At 35.7% G+C, this 21,512-nt stretch carries 19 protein-coding genes; 18 read left to right on the forward strand and 1 reads right to left on the reverse strand.

Features of this window, described 5'->3' with window-relative positions; all coding sequences use genetic code 11:
• Positions 1 to 50 precede the first annotated feature (50 nt).
• From glmU to MHH69_RS19120, 14 genes are all read left to right on the forward strand, one after another.
• On the forward strand, positions 51 to 1,421 hold the full coding sequence (gene glmU / locus MHH69_RS19055; protein WP_122972284.1) for a bifunctional UDP-N-acetylglucosamine diphosphorylase/glucosamine-1-phosphate N-acetyltransferase GlmU: 1,371 nt from the start codon (positions 51 to 53) through the stop codon (positions 1,419 to 1,421).
• 26 nt (positions 1,422 to 1,447) lie between these two features.
• Entirely contained in the window at positions 1,448 to 2,407 is a 960-nt protein-coding gene (locus MHH69_RS19060; protein WP_122972283.1) for a ribose-phosphate diphosphokinase, read from the forward strand.
• A 185-nt stretch (positions 2,408 to 2,592) separates the two neighbouring features.
• Complete coding sequence (locus tag MHH69_RS19065) at positions 2,593 to 3,222, forward strand: 50S ribosomal protein L25/general stress protein Ctc (RefSeq protein ID WP_341362925.1); 630 nt, start codon at positions 2,593 to 2,595, stop codon at positions 3,220 to 3,222.
• A 141-nt stretch (positions 3,223 to 3,363) separates the two neighbouring features.
• The gene (pth, locus tag MHH69_RS19070) at positions 3,364 to 3,927 is read left to right on the forward strand and encodes an aminoacyl-tRNA hydrolase (RefSeq protein WP_122972281.1); all 564 of its coding nucleotides are present in this window, start codon (positions 3,364 to 3,366) and stop codon (positions 3,925 to 3,927) included.
• A 74-nt stretch (positions 3,928 to 4,001) separates the two neighbouring features.
• A complete protein-coding gene (locus MHH69_RS19075; RefSeq protein ID WP_122972280.1) occupies positions 4,002 to 4,229 on the forward strand; it encodes an anti-sigma-F factor Fin in 228 nt (75 codons plus the stop codon).
• A 184-nt stretch (positions 4,230 to 4,413) separates the two neighbouring features.
• Complete coding sequence (mfd, locus tag MHH69_RS19080) at positions 4,414 to 7,938, forward strand: transcription-repair coupling factor (RefSeq protein WP_341362926.1); 3,525 nt, start codon at positions 4,414 to 4,416, stop codon at positions 7,936 to 7,938.
• A 169-nt stretch (positions 7,939 to 8,107) separates the two neighbouring features.
• Entirely contained in the window at positions 8,108 to 8,644 is a 537-nt protein-coding gene (gene spoVT / locus MHH69_RS19085; RefSeq protein ID WP_122972278.1) for a stage V sporulation protein T, read from the forward strand.
• 149 nt (positions 8,645 to 8,793) lie between these two features.
• Complete coding sequence (locus MHH69_RS19090; RefSeq protein ID WP_122972277.1) at positions 8,794 to 10,398, forward strand: putative polysaccharide biosynthesis protein; 1,605 nt, start codon at positions 8,794 to 8,796, stop codon at positions 10,396 to 10,398.
• An 8-nt stretch (positions 10,399 to 10,406) separates the two neighbouring features.
• Entirely contained in the window at positions 10,407 to 11,873 is a 1,467-nt protein-coding gene (mazG, locus tag MHH69_RS19095; RefSeq protein WP_341362927.1) for a nucleoside triphosphate pyrophosphohydrolase, read from the forward strand.
• A 3-nt stretch (positions 11,874 to 11,876) separates the two neighbouring features.
• Positions 11,877 to 12,167 carry an RNA-binding S4 domain-containing protein gene (locus MHH69_RS19100; RefSeq protein ID WP_122972275.1) on the forward strand — a complete coding sequence of 97 codons (291 nt, stop codon included), beginning with the start codon at positions 11,877 to 11,879 and terminating at the stop codon, positions 12,165 to 12,167.
• Between the two features lie 142 nt (positions 12,168 to 12,309).
• A complete protein-coding gene (yabP, locus tag MHH69_RS19105; RefSeq protein WP_122972274.1) occupies positions 12,310 to 12,609 on the forward strand; it encodes a sporulation protein YabP in 300 nt (99 codons plus the stop codon).
• Positions 12,606 to 13,103: a spore cortex biosynthesis protein YabQ gene (yabQ, locus tag MHH69_RS19110; RefSeq protein WP_122972273.1), complete on the forward strand. Its 498-nt coding sequence runs from the start codon at positions 12,606 to 12,608 to the stop codon at positions 13,101 to 13,103. Before yabP ends, yabQ begins: the two co-directional genes overlap by 4 nt.
• Before the next feature lie 46 nt (positions 13,104 to 13,149).
• The gene (locus MHH69_RS19115) at positions 13,150 to 13,575 is read left to right on the forward strand and encodes an FtsB family cell division protein (protein WP_341362928.1); all 426 of its coding nucleotides are present in this window, start codon (positions 13,150 to 13,152) and stop codon (positions 13,573 to 13,575) included.
• Positions 13,576 to 13,774: 199 nt separating this feature from the next.
• Complete coding sequence (locus MHH69_RS19120) at positions 13,775 to 14,197, forward strand: S1 domain-containing RNA-binding protein (RefSeq protein ID WP_122972271.1); 423 nt, start codon at positions 13,775 to 13,777, stop codon at positions 14,195 to 14,197.
• A 136-nt stretch (positions 14,198 to 14,333) separates the two neighbouring features.
• Here MHH69_RS19120 and MHH69_RS19125 read toward each other — a convergent pair whose 3' ends face one another.
• A complete protein-coding gene (locus tag MHH69_RS19125) occupies positions 14,334 to 14,516 on the reverse strand; it encodes a hypothetical protein (RefSeq protein ID WP_341362929.1) in 183 nt (60 codons plus the stop codon).
• 238 nt (positions 14,517 to 14,754) lie between these two features.
• Between MHH69_RS19125 and MHH69_RS19130 the strand changes: the two genes are divergently transcribed.
• The 4 genes from MHH69_RS19130 to ftsH all read left to right on the forward strand — a co-directional run bounded on the left by MHH69_RS19130 (position 14,755) and on the right by ftsH (position 21,499).
• Entirely contained in the window at positions 14,755 to 17,148 is a 2,394-nt protein-coding gene (locus MHH69_RS19130; RefSeq protein ID WP_341362930.1) for a SpoIIE family protein phosphatase, read from the forward strand.
• A gap of 35 nt (positions 17,149 to 17,183) precedes the next feature.
• Positions 17,184 to 18,587, forward strand: coding sequence for a tRNA lysidine(34) synthetase TilS (tilS, locus tag MHH69_RS19135; RefSeq protein WP_341362931.1), 1,404 nt, complete (start codon positions 17,184 to 17,186; stop codon positions 18,585 to 18,587).
• Between the two features lie 177 nt (positions 18,588 to 18,764).
• Positions 18,765 to 19,307 carry a hypoxanthine phosphoribosyltransferase gene (gene hpt, locus MHH69_RS19140; protein ID WP_122972267.1) on the forward strand — a complete coding sequence of 181 codons (543 nt, stop codon included), beginning with the start codon at positions 18,765 to 18,767 and terminating at the stop codon, positions 19,305 to 19,307.
• Positions 19,308 to 19,438: 131 nt separating this feature from the next.
• Positions 19,439 to 21,499, forward strand: coding sequence for an ATP-dependent zinc metalloprotease FtsH (gene ftsH, locus MHH69_RS19145; protein WP_122972266.1), 2,061 nt, complete (start codon positions 19,439 to 19,441; stop codon positions 21,497 to 21,499).
• Positions 21,500 to 21,512: the final 13 nt, after the last annotated feature.

Raw genomic sequence — 21,512 nt, forward strand, 5'->3', positions numbered from 1 at the left:
AATTTACTATATAGTCATAAGAGAATATGAGGAAAATTGGAGGACTTAGAATGACGAACATTTTTGCAGTCATTTTGGCTGCTGGTCAAGGAACTCGCATGAAGTCCAAATTATATAAGGTGCTCCATCCTGTATGTGGAAAACCAATGGTAGAACATGTTGTAGAAAACATTCAAACTTTGAATGTGAACCGTATTGTTACTGTTGTTGGTCACGGAGCGGATAAAGTAAAAGATCAATTGGGCGATAAAAGTGAATATGTACTTCAGGAAGAACAACTTGGTACGGCTCATGCCGTTATTCAAGCTGAGGCGATTTTAGGTTCATTGGAAGGGACAACGTTAGTTGTTTGTGGAGATACTCCTTTAATTCGTCCTGAAACGATGAAAGCGCTATATGAACATCACCAAAATCAAAAGGCAAAAGCGACGATTTTAACGGCAGTTGCTGACAATCCAACAGGTTATGGTCGTGTAATTCGTGGTGCTAATGGCCAAGTAGAACAAATTGTAGAGCAAAAAGATGCTTCACCTGAACAACAGTTAGTTAATGAAATTAACACTGGAACTTATTGCTTTGATAACAAAGCATTATTTGAAGCATTAAAGCTTGTTAAAAATGAAAATGCACAAGGTGAATATTATTTACCAGATGTCATTGAAATATTACAACAACAAGGTGAAATTGTATCAGCATATACTTGTTCCAATTTTGATGAAACGTTAGGTGTTAATGATCGTGTAGCATTAGCACAAGCGGAAGAAATTATGCGTGCTCGTATTAATGAGAAGCATATGCGAAATGGTGTAACGATTATTAATCCATCTACTACTTCTATTAGTGCAGATGCAGTAATTGGTAGTGATACTGTCATCAAACCTGGTGTAATGATTGAAGGAAAGACGATTATTGGTAGTGATTGTATTATCGGTCCGAATACTACAATTGTTAATAGTCAAATTGGTGATCGCTCTATCGTACAAAATTCTGTTGCAACAGATAGTGTAGTAGGAGAAGATACTGCGGTTGGTCCATTTGCCCATTTACGTCCTGATTCTCAATTAGGAAACCACGTGAAAATTGGTAACTTTGTTGAAGTGAAGAAAAGCACGCTAGGTAATGATACAAAAGTTTCCCACTTAAGCTATATTGGTGATGCGGAAGTAGGGAACAATGTAAACATCGGTTGTGGTTCAATCACAGTTAACTATGATGGTAAAAATAAATTTAAAACAGTAATTGAAGATAATGTTTTTGTAGGATGTAATTCAAATTTAGTGGCACCCGTTAAATTAGGTGCTGGTTCGTTTATAGCAGCTGGTTCAACGATTACGAAAGAAGTACCAGAAGACGCGTTGGCAATCGCGCGTTCTAGACAAGAAAATAAACTTGATTATGCAAAGAAATTAAATTCAAAATAAATTTGTAAAACTATTAGGAGGCCATCATGCCGTATCAATATGCTGACACAAAACTTAAAATCTTCTCTTTAAATTCTAACTACCCTTTAGCACAAGAAATTGCGGAATTGATGGGTGTTGAACTTGGGAAATCATCTGTTAAACATTTCAGTGATGGAGAAGTTCAAATTAGTATTGAGGAAAGTATCCGCGGTTGTGACGTTTTCATCGTTCAATCGACTTCTGCCCCTGTAAATGAACATTTAATGGAACTTTTAATTATGATTGATGCTGTTAAACGTGCTTCTGCTCGTACAATTAATGTAGTCATCCCTTATTATGGCTATGCACGCCAAGACCGTAAAGCGAAGGCTCGTGAACCAATTACAGCGAAATTAGTAGCGAATTTATTAGAAACTGCAGGTGCTGACCGTGTAATCGTATTAGATTTACACGCACCACAAATTCAAGGTTTCTTTGATATTTTAATTGACCATTTACAAGCAGTACCGATCTTATCTACTTACTTCAAATCCAAAAACTTAAATCCAGAAGATCTTGTCGTTGTATCTCCGGATCACGGTGGAGTTACTCGTGCACGTAAAATGGCAGAGCGTTTAAAAGCTCCAATTGCTATTATCGATAAACGTCGTCCAAAACCAAACGTGGCGGAAGTTATGAACATTGTCGGGAACATTGAAGGAAAAGTTTGTATCTTAATTGATGATATTATTGATACTGCAGGTACAATTACAATTGGTGCAAATGCATTAATTGAGGCAGGTGCGAAAGAAGTTTATGCATGTTGTTCTCACCCTGTATTATCAGGTCCAGCTATTGAGCGCATTGAAAACTCAGCAATTAAAGAATTAGTAGTAACAAATACAATTCAACTGACTGAAGATAAAGTGTCTCCAAAAATTAAACAACTTTCAGTAGCGAATTTAATGGCAGAAGCTATTTCTCGTGTATATGAAAACAAATCTGTAAGTACATTATTCGATTAATCCCATATAGATAGACAAGGCTATATTAGTAGCCTTGTCTTTTTTATGTTCTAGTATAATTGAGATATAAATAAATTGGAATTTAACGTGAATCTAATATACAAATTTGTCCAATAAAAGAGTTTAGTATTCAGAAAAATAGACATAATAGTATAAGTCATGATTTTCTGAAAGGAGCGATTTTTTTGGATATAGTATTACAAGCGACTCGCCGTGATAAAGGAGCTCGTTCTTCTTTAACGAAATTACGAAATGAAGGGAAATTACCGGCAGTAATCTACGGATATAATGTCGATACGATTCCTGTATCAATTGATTACAAGGATACTGCAAAAGCTGTCCAACAATATGGACGTACAGCAGTATTTAAAATTGATGTTGAAGGAAAACAATTAAACGCTATTTTAAATGAAGTACAAAGATGTGCACTAAAAGGGACAGTAAAACATGTAGATTTTTTATCCATTAATATGTCAGAAGAATTAGAAGTGGAAGTGCCGATTACTCCTATTGGCGAAGCAATCGGTGTAAAAGAAGGCGGCGTTTTAACTCAACCATTACGAGTATTAAAAATTAAAGTGAAACCGTCCGACATTCCAGAGTCAATTGACGTGGATATTTCCCATTTGACGATGAATGATTCCATCTCTGTAGGAGATATTCGTAGTAGTGTCCAATACGAAATATTAAATCAAGATGAAGAGGCGGTAGTGACCGTTACACCTCCAGTAGTGGTAAATGATGATACAGCTGGACAAGGTGACGATGAAAATCAAGATATTAAAGCAACAGAAGCACCCGAATCAGAAAGTTAATCAAAAAATGTATGAGTTGATGCTCATACATTTTTATTTTGAAAACAAAAGGAAAATTACATAAACAAAACTTGTTTTTTCTTTTTCAACACAGCGTATGATAAAATAAGCTACGATTAGTGAAAAAAGGATGAGTCAATTATGAAATTAATTATTGGATTAGGGAATCCTGGGAAACAATATGAACATACACGACATAATATTGGCTTTGAATGCATTGATGCATTAGCTGAAAAATGGGATTCTCCGTTAAATCAATTAAAATTTAATGGAATGTATGCCATTGTTCATCGGCCTGAAGGGAAAGTCATTTTGTTAAAACCTTTAACATATATGAACTTATCAGGTGAATGTGTTCGCCCGTTAATGGATTATTTTGATATTGATATAGAAGACATCATTGTAATATATGATGATTTAGATTTAGAAACAGGAAAACTCCGGTTAAGACAAAAAGGTAGTGCTGGAGGCCATAACGGAATTAAATCGTTAATACAACATTTAGGATCACAAGAGTTTAATCGAATTCGAGTAGGGATTAACCGACCACCTGCTGGTATGAAAGTAACGGATTATGTATTAGCAAAATTTTCAAAAGAAGAGGATCCAATTATTGATGAAGCCGTTAATAAAACCGTCGCTGCAGTAGAATCATCACTATCCAAAAAATTTCTAGATGTGATGACTGAATTTAACGGTGCATAAATAGGCAAAATTAGGTCAATACTTTGAGTATTAGAAAGCGTATGCTTTTACATACTTAAAGGAGGACGATACTAATGCCTGTTCGTTATCGTTGTCGTCATTGTGAAACGGAAATTGGGACATTACCCTTTGATGCGGATGAAACTATACGTAAGTTGCATTTATTCGAAGTGGGAGAAGTAGACGATTATATTGAAAAAAATGAGCACGGTGATACAACAGTGCATTGTATTTGTGAACATTGTGAAGATTCATTGAGACAATTTCCCGATTATTACGCACTGAAAAAATGGTTGCAATAAAAGTAGCGTTTAAAACATAGAAAAACCATTTTTTGTATTACTGCAAATATGTGGGCGACTTATTTTATTAAAGTCACCCACTTTTTCCGCTTTATTTATGAAAATAAAAATAAAGCGGTTATTTTACATGTAATTGATTAATGATTACATAAATTAAGTATGAATGATGGAAGGAGGTTTATGAATGAACGTATTTCATCAACTATTCTCTCAAGATAAACATATAAATAGTTTAATTAATCAAATTGGAGAAAAAAATTATGATTCTCAACTTATTACGGGCTTAACAGGAAGTGCAAGGCCAGTTTTTTTTCAATCAATATTCAAGGAAACGAATAAGCCTCTTTATATATTGTCGGCCAATCTTTTACAAGCTCAAAAATTAGTTGATGATTTATCCTCCTTAGTTGGGGAAGAGTTTGTTCATTATTATCCTGCAGATGAATTTATCGCAGCGGATATGACAATTGCATCGCCGGAATTGAAGGCGCAACGTATCGCAACCCTTGATCTATTAGTGAAGCAGGAGAAAGCAATATATGTCATTCCGATTGCTGGAATGCGAAAAATGATGACACCGGTACAACAGTGGAAAAATTATTATTTAGAAGCTGTAATAGGGAAAGATATCGAAATTGAAGAATGGCTATTACATTTGGTGACGATGGGATATACAAGAAGCCAAATGGTTACAACACCTGGTGAGTTTGCATTACGTGGAGGGATTTTAGATATTTATCCGCCATATGCAGAGTCGCCTATTCGTATTGAATTATTTGATACAGAAGTCGATTCAATCCGTACTTTTTCTGCAGACGATCAACGATCCATAGAAAAGTTGGACTCCGTTCGTATTTTACCGGCTTCAGAACTATTGTTAACAACAAGTCAACGGGCTGAATTAGCAGAAAGACTAGAGAACTCCTTAAGTAAAAGTTTGAAGAAAATAAAAAAACAAGAAACGCAAGAACTGTTATATCAAAATATCCAATATGATATTGAAATGCTACGACAAGGAAATATTCCTGATCATATTACGAAATATGGATCCCTTCTTTATGATGAACAAACTTTCCTAGGGGATTATTTTGCGAAGGATGGCATTGTTTTATTCGATGAGCTTGGACGAATTCAAGAAGTAATGGATGCATGGGAACGGGAGGAAGAAGAATGGTTTATTTCCCTAATAGAAGAAGGGAAAATTGTTCATGACGTTAAATCTTCCTTTTCTTTTAAAGAAGTTCATTCGATGTTAGACCAGCAAAAAATATACTTTGCTTTATTCGCTCGAACGTTTTCGGGTATTACCTTTAAAAAAACAACAAACTTTTCTTGTAAACCAATGCAACAATTCCACGGGCAAATAAGCCTTTTACAAAATGAAATAGAGCGATGGACACAAGAGAAATTTACAGTATTGTTTGTAGCAGATGGGAAAGAACGAATTAAAAAACTGCAAAGCATGTTGGAAGAATACAACATTCATAGTTTGCTAGGGGCGCCTACAGAACCAGGCATTTATTTAGTTGATGGGGTGTTAACTTCTGGTTTTGAATTGCCATTACAACGAATTGCGGTAGTAACCGATGATGAGCTGTTTAAACAACAGGCAAAAAGAAAGCCCCGTAGACCGCAAAAAATGTCCAATGCAGAACGGATTAAAAGCTATACCGAAATTAAACCTGGTGATTATGTCGTACATGTTCATCACGGTATAGGGAAATATATTGGTATTGAAACCCTTGAAGTAAATGGTACTCATAAAGATTATTTAAATATTCGCTATCGAGCAGATGATAAGTTATATGTGCCTGTTGAACAGATTGATTTAATTCAAAAATACGTTGCTTCTGAAGGGAAAGAACCGAAGCTTCATAAACTTGGTGGTGCCGAGTGGAAAAAAGCGAAGGCAAAAGTATCCTCTGCTGTTAAAGATATTGCGGATGATTTAATTAAACTTTATGCAAAACGGGAAGCAGAGAAGGGATATGCCTTTTCTCCTGATACAGATGAGCAGCGTGCTTTTGAAGACGCTTTCCCATATGAAGAAACAGAAGATCAATTACGTTCAATTCTCGAAGTAAAGCGGGATATGGAACGGGAACGTCCAATGGATCGCCTTGTGTGTGGTGATGTTGGTTATGGTAAAACAGAAGTAGCTATTCGTGCAGCGTTTAAAGCAGTAATGGATGGGAAACAAGTGGCCTTTCTTGTACCGACAACAATTTTAGCCCAACAGCATTTTGAGACAATGCAGGAACGCTTTGAGGACTATGGGATTCATATTGGTCTATTAAGCCGTTTCCGTACGAAAAAACAACAAACGGAAACGTTAAAAGGTTTAAAAGACGGAACCGTTGATATTGTAATCGGTACGCATCGGGTATTATCGAAAGACGTTGTGTTCCGTGATTTAGGTTTATTAATTGTGGATGAAGAACAACGATTTGGGGTAACCCATAAAGAAAAAATTAAACAGTTGAAAACAAATGTTGATGTTTTAACATTAACTGCTACACCAATTCCACGTACATTACATATGTCGATGGTCGGGGTAAGGGATTTATCGGTTATCGAAACGCCACCACAAAATCGTTTCCCAGTTCAAACATATGTAATGGAATATAGCGGTGCCCTTGTGCGAGAAGCGATTGAAAGGGAAATGGCGCGCGGAGGACAAACGTTTTACCTTTATAATCGGGTAGAGGATATGACTCGAAAAGTGGAGGAAATCCAAATGCTTGTGCCAGATGCAAGGGTTGGATATGCCCACGGTAAGATGACGGAATCCCAATTGGAGTCCATCATTTTAAACTTCCTTGAAGGCGAATATGACGTACTTGTAACGACAACGATTATTGAAACGGGTGTAGATATGCCTAACGTCAATACACTGATTGTCCATGATGCAGATCGTATGGGTCTATCCCAGTTGTATCAATTACGTGGTCGAGTTGGTCGTTCAAATCGCATCGCTTACGCTTATTTCATGTATCAAAGAGATAAAGTGCTAACAGATGTAGCGGAGCAAAGATTGCAAGCTATAAAAGAATTTACAGAGCTTGGTTCTGGCTTTAAAATTGCGATGCGTGATTTATCGATTCGTGGCGCGGGAAATCTATTAGGATCACAACAACATGGGTTCATTGATTCGGTCGGATTTGATTTATATTCTCAAATGTTAGAAGAAGCAATAGCAGAGCGTCAAACTGGAGTAGTGAAAGAAGAAAGACCAGATGTAGAAATTATTTTACATGTGGATGCATATATTCCGGATCAATATATACCAGATGGCTATCAAAAAATTCAAATGTACAAACGTATAAAATCGATGGAACAAATAGAAGACTATACGGAAATAATGGATGAGATGTTAGATCGATTTGGTGATTTACCAGTAGAAACAGAAAAGTTATTACGTATTGCCCGTATGAAAGTGTGGGCAATAGAAGCTGGAATAACAGCTATTAAGGAAAAACAAAAAATGATTTCGATTTATTTTTCTGAAGAAGGAACAAAAAATGTGGATGGTAGTTACATCGTCTCTGAGTCAATGAAATTTGATCGAGCAGTTGGTTTTATCATGGACGGTGCCAAATTAACTTTGACGATTGATGAGAAAAAATGTGGAAGCTACCAACCTTTTGATGTTTTAGAACAAATGATTGAAATCGCTGCAAAATCTAAAAAAGAAATTGTCCAAAAATAGAAAAGCTTATTTATCTATATCGATATAGCAAAAACTTGTCCATGTTTTCCATTTTATTGCCCGACATTAGAATTTTATCCTCTTCATTCACTTTTTGCATACATTGACCAATTAATAACCATACTATCAATGTAAAGGAAATTTGATTCTGAAAGAGAGGCAATAAAGTATGAAAGCAACGGGAATTGTCCGTCGTATTGATGATTTAGGTCGCGTAGTTATTCCAAAGGAAATTCGTAGAACAATGCGTATTCGCGAAGGAGATCCTTTAGAAATTTACACAGACCGTGAAGGAGAAGTTATCTTAAAAAAATATTCACCAATAAATGATTTAAGTGAATTTGCAAAAGAATATGTTGAGTCATTATATGAAACGGTAGGTACACCTGCCTTAATTAGTGACAGAGATGAAATGATAGCAGTAGCTGGATTATCGAAAAAGGAATATACGAACCGTCGATTATCCGTATTCGCGGAAGACTTTATGAAGCAACGTTCTGTAGTTTTAGAAAAGACAGAAGCGACAATTGAACTTGTGCCAGGACAATATGAACAAGTGAAATCCTATTGTGTAGCACCTATTATTTCTAATGGGGATGCTATTGGCGCGGTTTATTTATTATCAAAAGTCCATTTTATAAGTGAAGTGGAACAAAAGGCTGCTGAAACAGCAGCAAACTTCCTTGCAAAACAAATGGAAAACTAATAAAGAAAAAAACGTCTCTAATGATAGAGGCGTTTTTTTATGTTTTAAAAAACATGAAATATTTACGAAATAGTCGTATCTCTTGTAAATCGAGTTTGTTTCACATTTCATGTTATACTATTGGCATTGTTATGGAGGATAGGGTGAATATGGCAGATAATTTTGGCATGAAAGGATATATGAAGGGAGCGTTGCTATTAACGATTGCTGCCTTAATTGTTAAAGCATTAAGTGCAGTTTATCGGGTACCTTTTCAAAACTTAGTTGGAGATCAAGGGTTTTATATATACCAACAAGTCTATCCATTTATTTCTTTCTTTGTTGTTTGGGCATCTGGTGGTTTTGCCGTTGCCATTTCTAAAATGTTAGCAGACGCTGAATCAAGTATTCATCCAGTTGAAAGAAAAGGGTTTATCTCTCGAACAATCTTTTATTACTTAACACTGTTGTCTATCATTTTCTTTTGTTTATTATTTTTCGGAGCTAATATTTTATCGGAATTAATGGGTGATCTACAGTTGGCTCCACTTCTTAAAACGGGTTCTTTTGTGACACTCTTTATGCCGATGTTAGCTTTAATGAAAGGGCGTTTTCAGTCACAAGGTAAAATGGAGCCGGTTGCGTATGCACAAGTATTTGAACAATTTATTCGAGTCGCATTTATACTAGTCGGGGCAATCATTATTATGCATACAAATAAATCATTATATGCGGCTGGAAACGCGGCAGTTTTTGGAACAGTGATAGGTGAAATAGCAGCGGTTATTTTATTGCTTTATTACAGTAAAAAAGTCCAAATTGTTCCGAAAAAATTAAAAAAAACAGAGCGAACTTGGCCAATACTGAAAGAAGTAACGATATTAAGCTTAAGTGTTAGCATGAGCAGTTTACTTCTACTTTGTTTTCAATTAATCGATTCCTTTACCGTTTTTTCTACTTTGCTCCATAATGGAATGGAATCTATTAAGGCAATGGAGATGAAGGGAATATACGACCGAGGACAGCCACTTGTTCAACTTGGGATTATTATCGCTTCTTCCCTTTCCCTTGCCATTGTCCCTTTAGTGGCACTCCAGTCAAAGAAAAAGGGCGGTAGAGGACCTAATCCGTTTATCCAGTTAACCTATCGCGCCTCTATTTTACTTGGAGTTGCCGCGTCTATTGGATTAGTAATTGTTATGCCTTATGTAAATCAAATGTTGTTTGAAACAAATGCATTATCCAATGTATTAATGGTATATGTTTTACAAATCGTCCCATTATCGGTCATATTACCGTTAACCGCGATTTTACAAGGAATGAATAAGCTGAAAATTCCAGCTCTAATATTAATTGGTGCAATACTTCTTAAGTATATAGGGAATTGTTATTTTATACCGAATTGGGATGTGTTAGGGGCGGCGATAGCAAGCAATATTGCATTATTTTTAAGCGCCGGATTACTTATGATTTATTTAAAACAATTAGTCCATAGTAAACTAGCAACTAAAGCATTCTACATAAAATTATGTATAGCAAGCGGTAGTATGATATTCGTTGTTGCTTTGGTGGATCAAGTGATCCAGGCAGTTATTCCTATTGTCACAGGTAGAATGGAATCAGTCATTATTGGGGGATGCTTAATTTGCATTGGAGCATTTGTTTATTTAACGATTGTGGCAAAGACGAAAATGCTAGCGGTAAAGGAATGGTTTTTATTGCCCTTTGGAAGAAAAATGGCTCGTTATCAGTTATTGTTAAATAAAAAGAAGTAGGTGAAAAGATGCATCAATTAACCATTATCGGCCTAGGAGCAGCTGAACTTGATCAGCTACAAATGGGTGTTTATAAAAAATTAAAAACAGTTGAAAAAATTTATGTTCGAACGATAGATCACCCAGTTATACAAGATTTACAGAAAGAGGGAATGGCGTTCATTAGTTTTGATGCTGTTTATGAAAAATATGATACATTTCAACCGGTTTATGAAGAGATTGCGGAACAATTAATTAGTGCTGTTAGTAAAGAACCTATTATGTATGCTGTCCCTGGACATCCGTTAGTGGCAGAACAAACAGTGCAATTATTAATTGAAGCGGAGAGACAAGGAAAAGTTCAATTGAACATAGAAGGTGGCCAAAGCTTCTTAGATCCAATTTTTGGTGCATTAAAAATTGATCCAATTGAAGGGTTTCAATTATTAGATGGGACGAATTTTTCGATTCACGATGTCAACATGCGCGGACATGTGTTAATTGCCCAAGTTTACGATTCCTTTAGTGCTTCAGAAGTGAAGTTAACCCTTATGGAAAAATATCGTGATGATTATCCTGTTACAGTCGTAACCGCTGCAGGCTCTTCTTTAGAAAGTTTAACAACGGTTCCGTTATATGAATTGGATCAAGAGGTCGAAATAAATAATTTAACGACGATTTATGTACCACCGGTTGAAAATGATTTAGACGCGCTACGCGATTGGACGACATTTAGACGTATTATCGCTACGTTACGTGGTCCGAACGGTTGTCCTTGGGATCAAAAACAAACCCATGAAAGCTTAAAAAAATATTTATTAGAAGAAGCCCATGAGTTTTTAGCTGCCATAGATGAAGAGGACGATTTTGGAATGGTAGAGGAACTTGGTGACGTATTGTTACAAGTCTTTTTACATGCCCAAATCGGGGAAGATAATGGTTATTTTAATTTAGAGGAAGTATTGGAATCAATTAGTGAGAAAATGATTCGTAGACATCCTCACGTGTTCGGTGACGTCAACGTTGAAGATGCGGATGAAGTAGTTGCAAATTGGGACGCTATTAAAAAGAAAGAAAAGGGCGAGCAAAAGGAGTCACTATTAAAAGGTGAGTATCGTCCAACCTCTGCCTTACAAACATCTTATAACTATCAAAAGAAAGCGGCCTCTGTAGGTTTTGATTGGCCAAATGCAGAAGGAGCATGGGAAAAGTTTTTAGAGGAATGGAAAGAGTTCAAGGATGAAGTTGAAAAGGGTGCTCCTCAATCCCGTTTAGACGAATTTGGGGATGTGTTATTTACCCTTGTTAACATTGCCCGTTTTTACAAAATTTCACCAGAAGAAGCTATGATTCATGCGAATGAGAAATTTCTTCGTAGATTTCAATATGTGGAACAAAAGGTATTAGAGAGCGGTAAAACCTTTGCTGATTTTACGTTACAACAATTAGATGAATTTTGGAATGAAGCAAAAACGTTAGAAAAAAAGGAGAACTAGTCGATGCGAATAGATAAATTTTTAAAAGTTTCTCGATTAATTAAAAGACGTACTTTAGCAAAAGAAGTAGCAGATCAAGGAAGAATTACAATCAATGGAAAAGTTGCAAAGGCAGGTAGCACGGTAAAAGTTGGAGACGAATTAACTATTCGATTTGGTCAAAAAGTTGTGACTGCCCGTGTTGAAGATTTGAGGGAAAATGTGCGTAAAGAAGATGCCCAAAACATGTTCACAATTCTTAAAGAAGAAAAACTTGATAAGATTGAACCTCAATTTATTGATGATGAAGAATAGATAATTTTCTTATTTGCTGACATTTCCTGTAAGGGAAAAAATAGTAAATTTCTAGAGCATGACAAAATTTATTGTCATGCTTCTTTTCTTTTTAGCATAAAGTGAACAGAACAATCACAATAACACTAAAAGGAGGAACGATATGACACTACATCAAGAAAGTAATCGTTACACAATGACATCTGGGGACCATCTTGTGACAGTGCGAAATCGAAAAAGAATGGACATGACTTCAGTTAAGGAAATTGAGCGTTTTGACCAAGAGGAATTTTATATTAGAACAGCACAAGGCCACTTATTAATCCGTGGCGAGGAATTACGAATTGTCCATTTAGACGTCGATAAAGGTTTACTGACTTTGGAAGGAAATGTAAAACTACTACAATATGATGATGAAGAAAATGGTTTATCAAAAGGCTTCCTCCATAAATTATTTGGATGACCATTAATGAACAAGTTGTTAGTATATTAATAATGGTAATTAGTGGCTTATTTGTAGGCGCAATAGTGGATTTTACACGCTATCTACTGAGCGCCTTAAGCCCGAAGTCTATTATAAGAAAAATGGGGTATGGAGTAGAGCTAATTGTATGGGCACTATTAGGTGCCCTGACATTTTATATTTTATTTATTATAAAGGGTGGAGAATGGCGTTTAGTCGACCCATTATCACAATTGCTAGGTATTTTTCTTTACGAATCTATTTTTCAGAGACCAATTCGTTTTATTGGACGAGTATTTATTATTCTTATAATTAAACCAATTGTTGCTATTATTCGATTCATTTATTCGATTATTACTGGTATTCTTAAACTAATTGTTCGTATTATTTTATTTATCTTAAAACCGTTTTACAAACTATATAATAAATTCCTAGAAAAACATTTACGAAAATTTTATACAAAAATTAGAAGGACTATCTTTAAAAAGAGTTGAATTAAAAGTATAATATAGAGTACAGAAATTTGAGGAGGTGACGGATATGGTGAAGCGTTATAATCGACAACGACAACAAAATAATGTTCGAACGCTTGAAAATGACTATGTCCGATCATCAGATAGCAAAGCCCAATATAAAAAAAGACAAAAAGTTCTTTTCCGTAGAAGGATGGTTGTATTTGGTTTACTTGCCACAGTGACGTTAGTGTTTTTAGTTAGTTCTTATATAACACAACATCACCGTTTAGAAGAGAAACAACAGCAAAAAGAAGAAATTGTTGCTAAGCTTGATACGGTTAAAGAACAGCAGGATATGCTTAAATTACAAATTGCCAAACTAGAAGATGATGAATATATTGCGAAATTAGCACGTAAAGAATATTTTTTATCTGATGATGGTGAAATTATTTTTACTATCCCGAATGAAGACAAAGATGATGGTGAAAAGGCTGACGGAAATAACAAATAATGGTTATGGATGTATAGTTCTTTCGTTTTAAGTTAAAAATAAAAGTGTTTTTGGGTCGATAGAAAAAGAGTTGTCTTGTTGACACTCTTTTTTTGTTGGCTATAATAAAAGAGAAACGTGAATTGATTTATTGCACGTAACACTAAATTTGATTTCGGGCTAAATAGCCGCTTAAATTTTAAGGAGGAGCATTTTTTTTATGTCAATTGAAGTAGGCAGCAAAGTACAAGGTAAAGTAACAGGAATCACAAATTTTGGAGCATTCGTTGAGCTGCCAGATGGCAAAACAGGCCTAGTTCACATTAGTGAAGTTGCTGATAACTATGTGAAAGATATCAACGAGCATCTTAAAGTTGGGGATGTTGTTGAAGTAAAAGTGATGAATGTTGAAGCGGATGGTAAAATTGGTTTATCAATCCGAAAAGCGAAGCCTCAAGCTGAAAAACCTGAACGTCCAAGTCGTCCACGACGTGATAATCGCTCAAACGATCGTCAAGGTCCATCAAAAGAAAGCTTCGAGCAAAAAATGGCACGATTTTTAAAAGATAGTGACGAGCGTCTTGCAACATTAAAACGTGCAACTGAATCAAAACGCGGTGGCCGTGGAGCTAGAAGAGGGTAGTTTGCTGTCTGTTTTAATCGTAGAAAAAGTGTAATATAGATTAAAGACTATTAGTGATAACAACGTCACTAATAGTCTTTTTTATTTTTAACTTTTGTTATGTAAATTTTACGCTACGAGCAAAGGTGCTCTTCATTTATTTACTTTTTTCGTCTAATAAAGATTTTATTAATGCAAAAATCCCTACAACACAAAGGATTAATCCGCATAATAACATAGCGAGCTGAAGGATAACGTGTACTTTTAGAATGGTACCTAAAACGACTAAAATCGAGCCGGTTGAACATAAAAGAGCAAGCACCCATAATTTTTTTAACATAAAAATGGCCTCCAAAAAATCAATCAATCTTTTCCCTATGTTAGTGTACTCTTGTAATCGCTTGAAAGAAAGAGTTTCTCTAACGATCGTTCAATATTCCGACAGTTATTTTGGAGTTGTTGTCTTACCAAAGATTACGTCGAACAATTTTAATTCTATTATTTCACTACTAGACAAATTTTACACAATCTCTTTTATATAATAGGCGCTAACACTATAAATTAAGGGAGATGTAAAAATGGCTAATATTGAAATGATCAATGAAAAATCTTCATGGCAAAATTTAACGGAGCGTTTCTCTATTAAAAAAGTAAATTTCTTTATTCATATTTTCTTTTTTTTGTTAGCGTTGTTTCTATCAAGAGCGGTAATGTTTGAAGCGGCCGTTCCGTTTTTATTACCTCTTTGGGCAATTGTGAAACAACGATACGAAAATGAAAAATGGACTGTGTTAATCGGAGGCTTACTCGGTGCATTCACGTTAAGTTTAGGACAAGCGCTAATTTTAGGATTGCAGCTCGTTTTGTATGAACTCATTACTCGATTTAAATTTTGGAAATTTCCGACGGGTGTATCTGTTGGGTTAGCAATCTTTTTTGGACAATTTATTTGGCAAGGCGTTGTCCACCTTGCTATACCACCCTTAATTGTTCAACTTTATATTTATTATGAAGTTATTTTAGCTTTTTTAATGACTATTTTTGTAAAGCTCTTTTTTGTCCAACCTCACCGCTTTTGGACGATTGGTTGGAGCTATGAGCGAGTAGGAGCTGGCCTTGTAATCTTGGCGATGGTTTTAACCGGTGTTCAATCGGTTGTCGTTTCTTATTTTGGATTGTATCCGTTTTTACTACATTTAGCTATTTGTATTGCTGCTTTCGCAGGGGGGGTTCCTATTGCGGCCATGGTGGCAACTATCGTCGGAGCCCTAGTAGGAATAGCGAAGCTCTCCTTTACTGGAATGATATCAGTTTATGCAATGACCGGTGTTGTAGCAGGTTTGTTTAGTGGTCTTGGACGAATAGGCGTTGTAATAGGAAGTTTAATACCAAGTATATTCTTTTTCTTTTACGATGCCACCTTACCACTTGATACGGTCTACTTTGTTTCCATTGCGGTTGTCGGGATTGTGTTTTTCGCACTCCCTCAAAGTATGTTTACATTTTTACATGATATGATTCATCCTAAACGAGATGAAGTATTACTCCAGCGACAACAATGGCTCACTGAACATACGAGTGAAAAATTAGAGTCCTTTCAAAACTTTGTTTTATTTATGAAGGAGTTAGTATTTGACCGATTTACTTCCACTGAAACAATAAGTGAAGCACGAAAAATTGAACCGTGTGCGACTTGTATGAGCTGTTTTCGTTACGATCGCTGCTGGGGAGAGAGCAATTCAATGGAACCGTTGATTGAAGATTGGTTCGTTGCAAAGTCTGGAATAAAAGAATCAGAACAAATGATGGCAGAAGAGCGAATTAAGCTTAAATGTATAAAGTCTACAAAATTGTTGGAAGAGTTAGATCATCAATTATATAACGATAAAATGAATGGTCAATTTTATCATGGGAAGAAAATGATTGCCCTTCAATTAAGGGATTTAAGCAATCATTTAAATAAATTAATGGAAGATATGAAGGACGAAACATTATCTTTCAAAACAATTGAAGAGGAATTAGAATACCAACTAAAAAGAGCACAAGTTCATTGCTTCCAAATTGATGTGTTAAATAATACAGTTGGTGAGCGAGTTGTTATTTGTTCCTTTGCCAATAAAAATAAAACCCACGAGGATCAATATTTACTATGTGAGAGAATTATTTTGCCTATTTTATATGATGTATTTTCAGAGCCGTTTCAAGTTGAAAAAATATCAGATCAAAAAGTACCATTTGCCCACGTACAAATACGTTTTCGTTCAGCGGTTCGCTATGAAATAGAGTATGATATATATAGTAGAGCTAAAAATTCTGCTTGGGTATCCGGCGACACCCATGCCATTTTCCATATTCACCCTGGACTTGTAGCTGTTATGTTATCTGATGGTATGGGGCAAAGTAGGGAGGCGCAGCGTGAAAGCAGACGATTAGTCCGTTTAATGAGAGAATGTTTAAGCTATAATATGAATCCAGAGACGGCCATGCATACGTTGCATTATGTCATGTCTTTGAATAGAGAAGTCGATATGTATGCAACGATTGACTTTGCCCTTGTGGACTTACAAAAGGGTGCATTATGGTCATGGAAAGCGGGCAGTATGTCTACCTACATTTTACGTGGAGAGAGGTTATTAAAGGTAGATGGGGCAGCAGCACCCGTTGGATTTATGCCTGTGTTTTCAATTGAAACTGAGAAAGTCAATTTATTAGCCGATGATTTTGTTGTGATGGTATCGGACGGTGTCTTTTCTAGTGAGTTTGATTGGGAGGAACAAGAAAAATATTTAGTTAACTTATTAAAATCTCGTATTCAAAATGAAATACCGATTGAAGCTATTTTGTATGATGTAATGGAGGAGTTTGGGAATTTATATCCAGTAGATGATGATTGTACGGTGATTATGTTCTCAGTTTCCCATGTAGTTCCGAAGTGGGCTGTATTTAGCCCTTTAAGTAAAGGAATATCATGAAACAGTTAAGTAAGATTATAGAGAGGTGAGAAGATGTGTCGTTCGAATTAAAAGTACAAAAATATATAAATGAACAACAATTAGTAAAAAAAGGAGACCGTCTTCTCATTGCTTGCTCTGGTGGCATTGACTCAATGGGGTTAGTACATTTTTTTAAGAAGTTTCAACATAATTTAGAAATTGAATTATTTGTTGCCCATGTAGACCATATGCTTAGAGGAGAGACATCTGCAGAAGATCGATTATTTGTAGAACAGTTTTGCCATCAACATAATATTCCTATTTTTAGTACCGCAATTCCGATTCCACAATTACTACAGGAAGAGGGGGGCAACTCCCAGGCCATTTGCCGTAGAGAGCGTTATGCGTTTTTTGAAGAGATGATGAAAACCCATCAAATCAATAAACTAGTAACCGCACACCATGCAGACGATCAATTGGAATCAATTTTAATGGCTTTAACTAAATCCGGTAACATAAGTAGTATGAAGGGAATTTATTCTAAAAGGGATTTTTCCTTTGGAACAATTATTCGCCCTTTTTTAGCGGTTACAAAAGAAGAAATAAGGGAATATTTAGAAGGGAATGGAGGGTCTTACAGAGAAGATGCAAGCAATGAGAAGGACGATTATACTCGTAATCGCTTCCGCCACCATATTGTACCGTTATTGAAAAAGGAAAATGTGCATGTTTCTTCCCACGCAGTCCACTTTGCTGAAACTTTACAGCAAGATGATGAATTATTAAACCGTTTAGCGTTAGAGCGTTTCCCCCATATTGTAAATCAAAAAGACAATCAGATATACACATTATCTGTTCCCTTGCTACAGAAAGAACCAGTTGCTTTACAAAGAAGAATCATTTTAATACTATTAAACTATATTTATAATAATTCTAATTTTACCCAAGGGCTTACAATGACGTCCTCTATTTTAAATTTATGCAAATCAACAGATGGTAGTGCAAAGGTTGACTTACCGGAGCAAATTATCGCAAATCGTAAATACGATGAAGTTGTATTTGAAAAATTAAGTGAAAAAATAAATGTAAATGACAACATTCAACAAGTTGTCATGAATCAATGGATCCAACTGCAAAACGGCATTCGATTATACATAGGAGAAGCCTCAAAAGTAGTACACACTCCGGAGAATAACTCCACTACGTATTACTTCAGTTCGGAATTGATTAGTACACCGCTTTATATAAGAACTAGAAAAAGCGGAGATCGTATTTTGTTAAAAGGTATGGAACAACAAAAAAGATTATCTCGACTCTTTATTGATGAGAAAATACCTTTGGAAGATCGAGAACAATGGCCAGTACTTGTCGATGCGAACGATGAGGTACTTGCCGTTATTGGTGTTCGGGTTAGTAAAAAACTATCGACAAGAAAACAAATCGTGGATGATTTTATCCTTATTGTTGAAAGAAAATAGTAACGATTTTTTACTTAATTAAGGTATTATTAAATAGAACGATTTTCATTAATTTTTGGGTATAAAGTTAAACAAAAACGATTAAAGTTTTGAACAGATGAACAGATTTTATTAAGGAATGTGCAATAAATCATTTTATTGCTTTAGGTGTTTGAACAATTCAAGGAGGAACCACCCATGATTCAAAATGATATTGAAAAAATTATAATTTCAGAAGAACAAATTCAAGAAAGAATTGCTGAACTAGGAGCTCAGTTAACAGAAGAGTATAAGGAACAGTTCCCGTTAGCAATCGGTGTTTTAAAAGGTGCAATGCCTTTTATGACAGATTTAATGAAGCGTTTTGAATCATATGTAGAGATGGATTTTATGGATGTATCTAGCTACGGAAATGCGACGGTATCTTCTGGGGAAGTAAAAATCTTAAAGGACTTAAATACAAGTGTTGAAGGTCGTGATGTCATTATTATTGAAGATATTATCGATAGCGGCTTAACTTTAAGCTATTTAGTAGATTTATTCAAATATCGTAAAGCAAAGTCGATAAAAATCGTTACGCTTTTAGATAAACCATCTGGACGTAAAGTGGACTTGAAAGCGGATATAGTTGGTTTTGAAGTTCCAGATGGATTTGTTGTTGGATACGGTTTAGATTACGCAGAAAAATATCGTAACTTACCATACATCGGTATCTTAAAAAGAGAAGTTTACTCATTCTAATAGAGATTTGTAGAATTTTCGACAAAAAATGTAAATAACGCATTTTACCGGTGCTTTTCGTTGTATGATGAAATAATGATATGATAAGATTTTACTTATAGTTTTTCTGTTATGTTGTGAGGAGGCTGGGGATGAATCGAATATTTCGATACACCATATTTTATTTATTAATTTTTCTCGTAATAATCGGTATTTTCGGTACTTTTAATGGAGGTAATACACCTTCTAAAGAATTAACTTATCATGAGTTTTTAAATGCGTTGGATACAGGTAAAATTGAATCTGCAACTATTCAACCTGATGCAGGAGTGCTTGTAGTAGAAGGATCTTTAACAGGAGCAAAAGATGGTGAAACATTTACTGTTAATCTTCCACAAGATAATCAAGCTTTAATGACAAAATTAACAGATGCTGTTGAAAATGATCCAGATATCAAATTTTTACCAGCACCTGAAACGAGTGGTTGGGTACAGTTCTTTACCGGGATTATTCCATTCGTAATTATTATCATTTTATTCTTCTTCCTATTGAGTCAATCTCAAGGTGGCGGTAATAAAGTGATGAACTTCGGTAAAAGTAAAGCGAAATTATATGATTCCGAAAAGAAAAAAGTACGCTTCAATGATGTTGCTGGTGCAGATGAAGAAAAAGCTGAACTAGTGGAAGTAGTTGATTTCTTAAAGGATCATCGTAAATTTACTGAAATGGGTGCGCGTATTCCGAAAGGGATATTATTAGTTGGTCCTCCGGGAACAGGTAAAACGTTACTTGCCCGTGCTGTAGCAGGTGAGGCTGGCGTTCCTTTCTTCTCAATTTCAGGTTCTGACTTTGTAGAAATGTTCGTTGGTGTCGGTGCGAGCCGTGTTCGTGACTTATTTGAAAACGCTAAGAAAAATGCACCATGTATTATCTTTATTGATGAAATTGATGCAGTTGGTCGTCAACGTGGAGCTGGTCTTGGTGGCGGTCATGATGAGCGTGAACAAACGTTAAACCAATTACTTGTTGAAATGGACGGTTTCGGCGTAAATGAAGGGATTATCATTATTGCTGCTACAAACCGACCAGATATTTTAGACCCAGCGTTACTTCGTCCAGGACGTTTTGACCGTCAAATTACGGTTGGTCGTCCAGATGTTAAGGGACGTGAAGCGATTTTAAAAGTACACGCACGTAACAAACCATTACGTGATGATGTAGATCTTAAAGCGATTGCTCAACGTACACCTGGTTTTTCAGGAGCCGATTTAGAAAACTTATTAAACGAAGCGGCACTTGTTGCAACTCGTCGTAATAAGAGGAAAATTGATATGGCTGATATCGATGAAGCTACTGACCGCGTTATAGCAGGTCCTGCTAAATCAAGCCGTGTCATTTCTGAAAAAGAACGCAAAATCGTTGCCTTCCATGAAGCTGGTCACGTAGTTGTTGGATTAACTCTTGATCAAGCAGAAAAAGTGCATAAAGTAACAATTGTACCTCGTGGTCAAGCTGGTGGTTATGCAGTAATGCTTCCAAAAGAAGATCGTTACTTTATGACAAAACCGGAGCTTTTAGATAAAATTGCTGGACTACTTGGTGGTCGTGTTGCAGAAGATATTACTTTCGGGGAAGTATCGACAGGGGCACATAATGACTTCCAACGTGCTACAGGTATTGCTCGTTCTATGGTTACAGAATATGGTATGAGTGATAAACTAGGACCGATGCAGTTTGGCTCAAGCCAAGGTGGAAATGTATTCTTAGGTCGTGACTTTAATTCTGAACAAAATTATTCAGACTCTATTGCTTACGAAATTGATAAAGAAATGCAATCCATTATTGTTGAGCAATATGAACGTACAAAACAAATTCTAACGGAAAAACGCGATTTATTAACTTTAATTGCAGAGACATTACTCGAAGTAGAAACTTTAGATGCTCAACAAATCGAGCACTTACGAGATCACGGAACTTTACCGGAGCGTAAAAGTTATTCTAACGTAGATAATGAAAATGCAACGAATGAAGATACACAAGTTGTTTCTACTGATGAAGCTGGTACTACAGAAGCAGCAGTTGAAACTTCAGGTTCTACTTCGTTAGAAAAACAAATTGTTGGTGAAACGACAGATCCGACAGTTTCAGATTTACCAAAGGAAGATAGTTCTTCTAAACCAGCTGATGGTATTCAAGAAGATCGTAATAAATAATATATGTACGTTT

The organism is Ureibacillus sp. FSL E2-3493 (assembly GCF_038077515.1).
Classification (GTDB): Bacteria; Bacillota; Bacilli; order Bacillales_A; family Planococcaceae; genus Ureibacillus; species Ureibacillus halotolerans.

What these genes read in the sequence shown, in the direction of transcription:
- ftsH (WP_122972266.1), top strand. Translation starts at nt 19,439, where the DNA reads ATGAATCGAATATTTCGATACACCATATTTTATTTATTAATTTTTCTC.
- mazG (WP_341362927.1), top strand. Translation starts at nt 10,407, where the DNA reads ATGCATCAATTAACCATTATCGGCCTAGGAGCAGCTGAACTTGATCAG.
- MHH69_RS19115 (WP_341362928.1), top strand. Translation starts at nt 13,150, where the DNA reads ATGGTGAAGCGTTATAATCGACAACGACAACAAAATAATGTTCGAACG.
- MHH69_RS19120 (WP_122972271.1), top strand. Translation starts at nt 13,775, where the DNA reads ATGTCAATTGAAGTAGGCAGCAAAGTACAAGGTAAAGTAACAGGAATC.
- pth (WP_122972281.1), top strand. Translation starts at nt 3,364, where the DNA reads ATGAAATTAATTATTGGATTAGGGAATCCTGGGAAACAATATGAACAT.
- MHH69_RS19130 (WP_341362930.1), top strand. Translation starts at nt 14,755, where the DNA reads ATGGCTAATATTGAAATGATCAATGAAAAATCTTCATGGCAAAATTTA.
- spoVT (WP_122972278.1), top strand. Translation starts at nt 8,108, where the DNA reads ATGAAAGCAACGGGAATTGTCCGTCGTATTGATGATTTAGGTCGCGTA.
- yabQ (WP_122972273.1), top strand. Translation starts at nt 12,606, where the DNA reads ATGACCATTAATGAACAAGTTGTTAGTATATTAATAATGGTAATTAGT.
- MHH69_RS19075 (WP_122972280.1), top strand. Translation starts at nt 4,002, where the DNA reads ATGCCTGTTCGTTATCGTTGTCGTCATTGTGAAACGGAAATTGGGACA.
- yabP (WP_122972274.1), top strand. Translation starts at nt 12,310, where the DNA reads ATGACACTACATCAAGAAAGTAATCGTTACACAATGACATCTGGGGAC.
- MHH69_RS19060 (WP_122972283.1), top strand. Translation starts at nt 1,448, where the DNA reads ATGCCGTATCAATATGCTGACACAAAACTTAAAATCTTCTCTTTAAAT.
- hpt (WP_122972267.1), top strand. Translation starts at nt 18,765, where the DNA reads ATGATTCAAAATGATATTGAAAAAATTATAATTTCAGAAGAACAAATT.
- MHH69_RS19100 (WP_122972275.1), top strand. Translation starts at nt 11,877, where the DNA reads ATGCGAATAGATAAATTTTTAAAAGTTTCTCGATTAATTAAAAGACGT.
- MHH69_RS19090 (WP_122972277.1), top strand. Translation starts at nt 8,794, where the DNA reads ATGGCAGATAATTTTGGCATGAAAGGATATATGAAGGGAGCGTTGCTA.
- glmU (WP_122972284.1), top strand. Translation starts at nt 51, where the DNA reads ATGACGAACATTTTTGCAGTCATTTTGGCTGCTGGTCAAGGAACTCGC.
- mfd (WP_341362926.1), top strand. Translation starts at nt 4,414, where the DNA reads ATGAACGTATTTCATCAACTATTCTCTCAAGATAAACATATAAATAGT.
- MHH69_RS19125 (WP_341362929.1), bottom strand. Translation starts at nt 14,516, where the DNA reads ATGTTAAAAAAATTATGGGTGCTTGCTCTTTTATGTTCAACCGGCTCG.